Source organism: Bacillus cereus group sp. N11, from assembly GCF_016483605.1.
In the GTDB taxonomy this organism is placed as follows: Bacteria; Bacillota; Bacilli; order Bacillales; family Bacillaceae_G; genus Bacillus_A; species Bacillus_A toyonensis.
Genome location: NZ_JAEHBN010000039.1, coordinates 1 through 8,527 on the forward strand (window position 1 = coordinate 1; position 8,527 = coordinate 8,527).

The following is an 8,527-nucleotide window of genomic DNA, read 5'->3' on the forward strand; positions in this document are numbered from 1 at the left end:
CGAACACGGAAGTTAAGCTCTCTAGCGCCGATGGTAGTTGGGACCTTGTCCCTGTGAGAGTAGGACGTCGCCAAGCATACAAAAAAGACGAGTCAGAATGACTCGTCTTTTTTGTATGCTTTCATACCTCTATCGATTGCCTTTTTAACCGCTTCTAAATAGGAAAATCCATATTTTTGATCTGGTTCTAAGTAGGTTCCTTCTGCCCATTCGTTCCACGCATTGATAAATAAAAACTCACTGTTATAAACAGAGTAAGTACGATGAATTTGCTTACTTAAATAGATTGCGAACTTTTCAGGAGTAGAACCTATAAAAATACTGCTATTTGAATTTTTGCGTCGTGCAGTGTTATCCCAATCAACGAAAGCTCCAGGGAATGTTTTTTTCTTTGGAGGAGATCGTTTTAATATATACATCCATACTTTATCGTAGTCCCAAGCATTTAATTGCATACCAGACTCATATATTGTTTTATTTATGTCTGAAGAGCTATCATGGGCAATTGTATAAAATGGTTCAAACTGAATGCTAGCATCGAACCCATTTATATCAGGGAGTGGAAAACTGTTTAATGTTTCTGTAAAGTATATACCTTTTAAACCGTTTTCTCGTGCTAATGCATTCCAATAATTAAGCATTTTTTCACAATCAGGAATATGTCCCGGGCGATAAATAATGAATAGAGGTTTATCATCTATACGAATATATCTTTTATCTTGGAACGCTTGTAATAAATATTCAAAGTGCTTTTTCCAATCTGATACATCTCCATAATCTTGAGGCATTAATATATGTTTATCAAGACCATCCCAAGATTTTGTCCATGGCTCATTTGCCCAAGAAAGGCAAAATGGAAAATCTGGTTCCCCTATCTTAAGTACCTCATTAAAAGGTGTTTCTAATAGCCTCTTACCTTTAAACCAGTAGTGATAATAACAAAAACCATATATACCGTATGCTTTCGCGATTTCTGCTTGCCATTTTCTTACGGATGGGGTAGTTAAGTCATAATAAAAATCTTGATAAGGTTCCCTAGGTTGATAATGTCCTGAAAATAAAGGTTGTGCATTTTTAGTATTCGTCCATTCAGTAAAACCTTTACCCCACCAGCGATCATTTTCTTTTATTTGATGAAATTGTGGTAAGTAAAAAGCGATTATTTTCAAGTTATATCCCCCTTATGTTCTTCGAAGTTCAAGTGGTGGGAAGTTACTTTTGATTTTGTGGAGCAAGTTTAAAACGAGAGTCTTGGGTGCTCTCATATATATGTCTGAAATAAAAAGTATCATTCATCATGAAATTAAGCGGATTACTATGAACGAAAGAAGTTAATCTTTCTGGAGAACAAATAGGGCCTGTGGTAACCGGTTTACATCATCAAAAAAATCCCGCAGTTTTAGATACTTCTCATAATGCTTTTTAATATAGGTCATAGGTATAACAGTTTCTCCATAAAAGCTGCTATCTCTAACATCTCCTGCACCAGTAGGACTGTGTACAAAATTCCCATGTTCATAATCCGAGATAGCGCGATGTATATCTGGAAAAGCCTGAGATAAAGTTTTATGCCATCCTGTTTGAATTAATTCAGGGTGTTCCTTGAATTGTTGACAAAAATCGAGAAAATATCGTGCCTGTGTTGTTGCGATGAAGATTCCACCTGGACGCAGAATTCTTGAAAATTCTTTTATCCAATTTTCTGCAGTTTCTTCGGATAAATGTGAGAATACAGAATAAGCGAATATGATGTCTAATGAATTGTCACGAATAAATTCTACAGGAGGTTGTGGGCTTGCGGTTTTATATATCCCTCTTCCTAATGTTTCATTGCAAAGAGTAATCATGAAGGGGTCTACATCAATCCCAAGCAGATTTTCATCCCGAACATCTTTGAACAAGAAGCGTATAATTCGTCCCCAACCGCAACCAAAGTCTAAAACTTTACTGTCTTTATTCAAGGGAACCCCTAAATTTTGAGCGTATGTTTTTATATGACTATAAAACAAATATGCTTCATATAGGGCGTGTTCATAGGAAGCACCTACAAATTGTTTTTGGATTTCTTCAGGGGGGAACAAAGGTACGGGTACACCGTTTATTGTTGTTTCTGAGCAACTTTGTATAAATAGATTTAGAAGTTCAACGTCAGATAATGGACTAACAAGGTTATCAAAATCACTTCCTAACTTAAAATTATTCATTTGTTAAACCTCCAAATTACATAATGATAAAATTTATTTACGATTTTTTTGCACTAATAAAAACATGCAAAAATTCAGCATCTAACCCTAATGATCTATCCTTTTGTAAATAAACAGTAGTATACATATTTGCCTGTGTGTAAATATATTCAATCATATCTATCCCCCAATCAAATGTTACTAAAGACCCATTCTCATCGATAGGGTTTCCATGATAAATGGGCTCTTCAATATGCTCAATTACTTCTTTATTCACTCTTGCTCTTTGCACAGTCTTTGTGAGTGTATGATACCAAGGGACAGTAAATACATGAGCACCACCAGGTTTTAATACTCGTTCTATTTCTTTAAATGCCTTGTTTGGCGTCATGACATGTTCAAAAACATCTTGAGTAATGAATAAATCAAAAGATTCACTGGGGAAGGTCATGTCTTCTAAATTTTCACATCTAATTCCTTGAAAGTATTGGCCGAGAGGATAGTTTTTAAAGTATTGAGAATATGTATAGTTTTTACAGTTTTTTATTAGTAGCTGAGTTGTAATTCCTCCAGGAGAGGATTCGTGGATATTATAGGAATTCCATTTTGGAAAAAATGTATTTAAAACATGGATTAAAGCTCGCTGCCTTGGTATAGATTGGCATGTAGAACATAAGTAATGATCTCTAAGCCAATCATTATGTTCTATAAATGTAGTTTCCTTCTCGCAAATAACGCAGTACCCAGTATTGTGTTTCAAATTGTCTTCCACATGACATCACTCCTGTTTTAAATGCAATGTGTTGATGGATAGTATGACACACTTCAACAATCAAAGGAATCAAAGAGAGTGGCTGAAAATTAGGAAACTCATACAAGTACGATTGATAGAAGGGGATAACCAGCTGAGGGATAATCTCGCGCGAATTACAGTGTCAATTTATGCTATGCGAGACATTCGCTTTTATTCATTGAAGAATGTATAGACTTAAAATATCCCTTTCTTGTATGGATACATTTCAAAGTCCTGTGCATATATTTCTGTAACTAAATCCATAGTTTCTTTATCGTAAAAGCTTTTATATGTTGGAAATCGGGGGAAGGCTTCATCTGTAATGCTAAGTTCTGCATAGCTGCCTTCATACATCATCTTATGAGTGCGATGATGATCTGAATTCGTAAGTATGGCTAGGCCGGACTTAATTAAACCGTATTCGTCTTCTATTTTGGGAATTTGCTTATTAAAATCTTCTAAAGGTATGTAGCGTTGGATGAAGGCTTCTTCCCCCTGAACATATTGCTGACTAAAATGTATATCCATTACTAGGGAGTTGGGACCAAGTGCTTGAACGTAATATAAAAATTGTTTAAATGATATTCCTTCATTACTATATTTGTCATTATAAAAACATTTTCGGATACTTTCCCATTGTGGGCTAGCATATGGATTGTCAGCAAGTAATAGAAATGAGCTAACGGCCCTTGTATAGGGATTTCGTACGAGTTTACAAACATCTTTTTTCCCTTTTAGAAGAACATTTTGTAACTCAGGTATGTAATTTTCTTTGTTTTTGTATACCCAGAACTCATAGTAATGAATAAAGTCATTGTATTTCTTTGCTTCAGTATATAATCCAATTTGAAAAAAGAACCAATTAGCTAATGCGGTGCATCCGCTTCTATGACTCCAAAATAATATAAGGGGAAAGTCTTTATGGAAGTGTGGAATTCGATCTTTATGTAGAATTACATGGTTTAAAAGTTTTTGATTTATATTTTTCATGAGTTCTGTACTCCTTTTTCGAGAGTTTTGTGTATGTAGAAGCATCTTTAAATGGAATACACGAGTGGAAATATAGGAAGAGAAGGTTGATTTTTTATTAATAAACTATATTCATGGGGGTGAGTAAATATTATAAGTGTTTTTTCGGACATTTTAGATAAGATAGTGATTCTAAAATGAAAATATAAAATAAAGATAATGAAAATGTATAAGGGGCATACAATTACAAGAGGATGAATAATAACAATGATCGAGTTCATGTATTTGCATTTCTAGGTGTGAAGAGTAAAAAAATTGCTTACTAGAGAGAGGATATTATGAGGAAGAATAATTATTTAATAGTAGGTGGAAATAGTTTCATTGGTATTAACCTCACGTTAGGTTTATTAGAACAGGGGCAAAATGTAAAAGTATTTTCCAGGCATATAAATAATTTCCCTCGAAATATTATAAATGAAGTTGAATTTATTAAAGGTGATTTAGAAAATGTTGAAGATATATATAAAGCTTTAGTGAATGTGGATATTATTATTTATTTAGCTGCGACGTCTAATGTAGCAACTTCCATCGAAGATATTTTTGGGGATATTAACAGTAGCCTTTTTTTTCTTAATTTCATGGAAAGTGTTAAAGATTTTCGTATTAAAAAAATTGTATTAGCATCTTCAGGGGGTACAGTTTATGGGGAACCTGAATATTTGCCTATTGATGAGAAGCATCCGTTGAAACCACTTTCTCCATATGGAATCACAAAAGTTTCGCTTGAGAATTATTTGTATTTTTATAAGCGAAACTACGGCATCGACTATGTTGTATGTAGATACTCTAATCCATATGGGAAATATCAAAATCCTTTAAAGAAAGTTGGGGCAATAAATTGTTTTTTGTACCAACATCTTAGTAATGAAAGGATTAATATATACGGGAATCCACAAGAGATTATTAGAGATTATATTTATATCGATGATTTAGTTGAAATTACTATACAACTATCACAATTAAATCGATTGAAATCTTGTGTATATAATATAGGAAGTGGCAAAGGTCTTTCTTTAAAACGAATTATAGTGGAATTGGAGAAAATAACAGAAAGAAAAGTAGACTTTATCTGTTATAAACCAAAACAAGAAAATGTTCAAAAAATCATTTTAAATATAGATAAGGTGAGACAAGAATTTAATTGGGAACCTAAAATAGATTTCAAAAGTGGAATTAGATTAAATAAGTTATGGATTGAAGAGTTCTTATATAGTAAAAAATAATAAACCATGCTCTACTTATATAAGCAGAGCATGGTTTATTATTTTACTTCTTTTTTTATTACCCAAAGATCTTGATGATCCCACCAAAACCCTTCAGTGTATTTTTTAATGATAGGGTTATAGGGTAATAACTTAATTTTGTCACACACGTAAGAGGGGCTAACTATCGTTTGGCCATATTGGTTAACATCTAAATCGAATTGTTCACTAGAAGGAAGGAACCAATAGCCTTGTTCATTTAAATTTGGAAATCCAAAGTATTTTTTACTTTGATACCCATGGGTGGTGAAAATGAATAAACCACCAGGTGAAACAGCACTATACAATGTTTGAAGCCAACGAAACCAAGTTGTATCAGGCATATGAGAAAAAAAGGATAAACAAAAAACAATATCGTACGTAGAAGTTTCCAATTTTAAATGTTCAGGTTCAGGGTGAGATAATATAGAAGAATGATTTAATGTGTTTTCAATAAAAGTAATAGCTTCTTCATGTATATCACAAGCAGTTATACTCAAGTTTGCTTGTAGATTTAATAAATGGCGTGTTACGCAGCCATATCCAGATGCAAATTCTAATAATTTAATTGGATTGTCTGCAGTAGGATAAAAGGAAGTAATTAAGTCTAAGAGTATTTGTGCTGATTTTTGTCCATCTTTAAAATAATAATCTATCGCTTCTTTTTTAGAAGGAAAGACTGGATTAGTGACAAGGAACTGAAAAATGTGATCCTCAGGATGGATATTTGCGTTTACATTGTAGTTGTTTGCGATTTGAGAAATTAAGTTTTTATTTTCCTCTATAAATGCTTTCAAAGAGTATTCCCCCTAAATAATAGTAGCGTCTTATAAAAATGCGGATAGTAAATAAAGTTCAAGGTTAAATGTTCAAGTATGTTTTTAGGTATTTTCTATATGTATACATCTTCATTTTAGAAATATCGTCGATAGTAAAGTTCTTTTTAATGAAATTCTGCATTTGTACAACTTCATTATAATGAGAATATGAATCTTCTGTTTTCGTTACACTATTTGTATGTCGTCTATGATAGTTTAGGGACTTTGGATTAAAGTGAATATGTCCCTCTTGCAGGATGGAAACATAGAAAAACCAATCACCAGCAATTTTAAATTTTGCTAGTTGTTTTTCTGTGTTTTTTATATCTATGTTTTTAAACACTACACTTGAGACATTAGGTATAGTGTTTTTAATAAGTAACGTATCTTGTATTTCATCTATGCCTTTTCGAAAATAGGGGGTTTTCCATTTTTCTTTATCGATATCATTTGTGTAATTTAAATAATGATCAGCCATTACATTTCCTTGTTCGTCTATTTGTTTTGATTGTGTGTAGCTTAAGGTAACCTTGTTATTTATATGAAATCCTTGTATCACCTCTTGTAAAAATGTCTTCTCACATAAGTCATCTGATTCTGCGATCCAAATATAATCACCGGTTGCTGCGGAGACTCCTTTTATCCATTGTTTAAATACAGAACCAGAGTTTTTTTCGTTAATAATTCGTTGAACTTTCAGATGAGGCTTATTTTCTTTTGAGAGCAGCTTTTCAAATGTTGATACGCTATTGTCAGTAGAGGCGTCGTCTAGGAAAATTAGTTCGTAAAGGGGGTAGGTTTGGTTTAATATTGATCTGACTCGGTCAGGTAAGTAGTGTTCATAATTATAGTTTGGTACAATTACACTTATTTTTTTGTAATTATGTTCGAGAAGCGCTAATAATTGATAAATGTAATTAAGAAAATTAAAGTTTTTTTCAATGAGCTCTTGGCCAAAGCTCCCCTTTTGTAAGCGTAACTCTTCATCTCCAATAAGTTCATATATTCTTTCGACCATTTTTGGTAAGTTTAAAAAGTCTACTAAGGCACCGGTTTTTTCTGTAACAACATCCTCAAAACCTCCAGCATTTTTAAAACCTATAACAGGAACCTTTGTATCTAATGCTTCTAAAACAACATTTGGAAAAGGGTCTTCCCTTGAGGTTAATAAATATAAATCAGCCCCGGCATTATATAAACCGATATCTGGAGTAGGATCAACTAATGTGAAATGTGCTTTATATCTTGGTGATAGAGTATCCATAAGGTGAACATCTGTTCTCCCTACCCAAATAAAATGAATATTAGTATGAACCTTTCTTACTGAGTAAGCGATAAATGAGAATAAATCTATTCCTTTTCGATAATCGGCGAAACCTACACCTAAAATAATTTTACTATCTAGAGGCAGGTTGAGTTTTTTGCGTAATTCATTTCTAGCCACTGTAATATTATTCTTATAAGGATTGTGGTTAAATAAACCTTGAGGGAGAATGTGACATTTTTGATGATCTAATTGCGTGATTGTAAGGAATTTTTCATATACGTATTGTGAAGGGAAGACAATTTTGTAAGCAGATTCAGCAATGTTTCTAGCTTTTCCTTCGGCAGAGTACTGTTGTATTAAATGCGGTAATTCATGTATTAACGAAATAACTTTTATATTGTGCCTAGCTAGTAATGCAACCATATCACCACTTATGACCGTACTGCATATGGCAATGGTATAGTCTTGTGATAATAAAGTCTTTATTAATAATTCGACCGTTTCTTCCGTGGGGTAGTCTTCCTCTAAGCAATAAACAGGACCATATTTTTGAAAATCGGGGATTAAAATGCCTGATCCAATAGAAATAATTGCGACGGAGTAATCGAAGTTTTCTTTAAGAGCTTTAATAGTATGTAAAGAAAGCAGCTGTGCTCCGTGGAAATGGGCATCATGGGATACATAAATGATTTTCTTATTAACATGCATTTCATAACGCCTCCTAAGTTTATTAGATTTCTTTACCTTTCTATCGACTTAGTAAAGGAAAAGAAGATAAGGAAGTATTTTATTTATAATCCCCCTAGAGATAAGCGAGAGGGGAAAATGGTAATTTTAGCTCGGGTGCACTACTACCCTTAATATATATTTACTTAGCCTGACATTCATTCTTTAGAAAAGTATTAGTATTAAGCTAAAGGTTATAAATTGCCGATTATTAATTTAACTAAAGGAGTTTTAGAATCTCTAGGGATGGATTAGAAATTAAGAGGTTTATAATTTATAAAATAAAAAACATAAAAGGTATTGACGATTAAGGGTTAGAAGTGTAATATAGAACAAGTCGCCGATGCAATAACGCAGAAAACGACAAACGAAATAAAAAACTTAGTTGACATCGAAACATGAAGATGTTAACATAAGGGAGTCGCAAATGAGCGACCAAGTAGTTCTTTGAAAACTGAACGAAACAAACA

7 protein-coding genes and 1 rRNA gene are annotated in these 8,527 nt (G+C 32.9%); 2 read left to right on the forward strand and 6 right to left on the reverse strand.

Annotated elements, in window-relative coordinates; translation table 11 throughout:
- Nucleotides 1-76 (forward strand): 5S ribosomal RNA (gene rrf / locus JDS98_RS30920); the annotation flags it as partial.
- Between the two features lie 16 nt (nt 77-92).
- On the opposite strand, the gene JDS98_RS29450 is transcribed toward rrf, so the two are convergent.
- The 4 genes from JDS98_RS29450 to JDS98_RS29465 form a co-directional block, all read right to left on the reverse strand.
- Entirely contained in the window at nt 93-1,169 is a 1,077-nt protein-coding gene (locus tag JDS98_RS29450) for a glycosyltransferase WbsX family protein (RefSeq protein WP_097959377.1), read from the reverse strand.
- 162 nt (nt 1,170-1,331) lie between these two features.
- Nucleotides 1,332-2,204 (reverse strand): class I SAM-dependent methyltransferase, encoded by an 873-nt coding sequence (locus JDS98_RS29455; protein WP_097959378.1) that lies wholly within the window; start codon nt 2,202-2,204, stop codon nt 1,332-1,334.
- Between the two features lie 37 nt (nt 2,205-2,241).
- Nucleotides 2,242-2,955 carry a class I SAM-dependent methyltransferase gene (locus JDS98_RS29460; RefSeq protein WP_199634621.1) on the reverse strand — a complete coding sequence of 238 codons (714 nt, stop codon included), beginning with the start codon at nt 2,953-2,955 and terminating at the stop codon, nt 2,242-2,244.
- Between the two features lie 216 nt (nt 2,956-3,171).
- Entirely contained in the window at nt 3,172-3,966 is a 795-nt protein-coding gene (locus tag JDS98_RS29465; RefSeq protein ID WP_199634622.1) for a sulfotransferase family 2 domain-containing protein, read from the reverse strand.
- A gap of 317 nt (nt 3,967-4,283) precedes the next feature.
- Between JDS98_RS29465 and JDS98_RS29470 the strand changes: the two genes are divergently transcribed.
- Complete coding sequence (locus tag JDS98_RS29470) at nt 4,284-5,228, forward strand: NAD-dependent epimerase/dehydratase family protein (protein WP_001230836.1); 945 nt, start codon at nt 4,284-4,286, stop codon at nt 5,226-5,228.
- 38 nt (nt 5,229-5,266) lie between these two features.
- On the opposite strand, the gene JDS98_RS29475 is transcribed toward JDS98_RS29470, so the two are convergent.
- The gene (locus JDS98_RS29475; protein WP_097959380.1) at nt 5,267-6,043 is read right to left on the reverse strand and encodes a class I SAM-dependent methyltransferase; all 777 of its coding nucleotides are present in this window, start codon (nt 6,041-6,043) and stop codon (nt 5,267-5,269) included.
- Between the two features lie 64 nt (nt 6,044-6,107).
- Complete coding sequence (locus JDS98_RS29480; protein WP_199634623.1) at nt 6,108-8,039, reverse strand: glycosyltransferase; 1,932 nt, start codon at nt 8,037-8,039, stop codon at nt 6,108-6,110.
- Nucleotides 8,040-8,527: the final 488 nt, after the last annotated feature.

What these genes read in the sequence shown, in the direction of transcription:
- JDS98_RS29455 (WP_097959378.1), bottom strand. Translation starts at nt 2,204, where the DNA reads ATGAATAATTTTAAGTTAGGAAGTGATTTTGATAACCTTGTTAGTCCA.
- JDS98_RS29465 (WP_199634622.1), bottom strand. Translation starts at nt 3,966, where the DNA reads ATGAAAAATATAAATCAAAAACTTTTAAACCATGTAATTCTACATAAA.
- JDS98_RS29470 (WP_001230836.1), top strand. Translation starts at nt 4,284, where the DNA reads ATGAGGAAGAATAATTATTTAATAGTAGGTGGAAATAGTTTCATTGGT.
- JDS98_RS29480 (WP_199634623.1), bottom strand. Translation starts at nt 8,039, where the DNA reads ATGCATGTTAATAAGAAAATCATTTATGTATCCCATGATGCCCATTTC.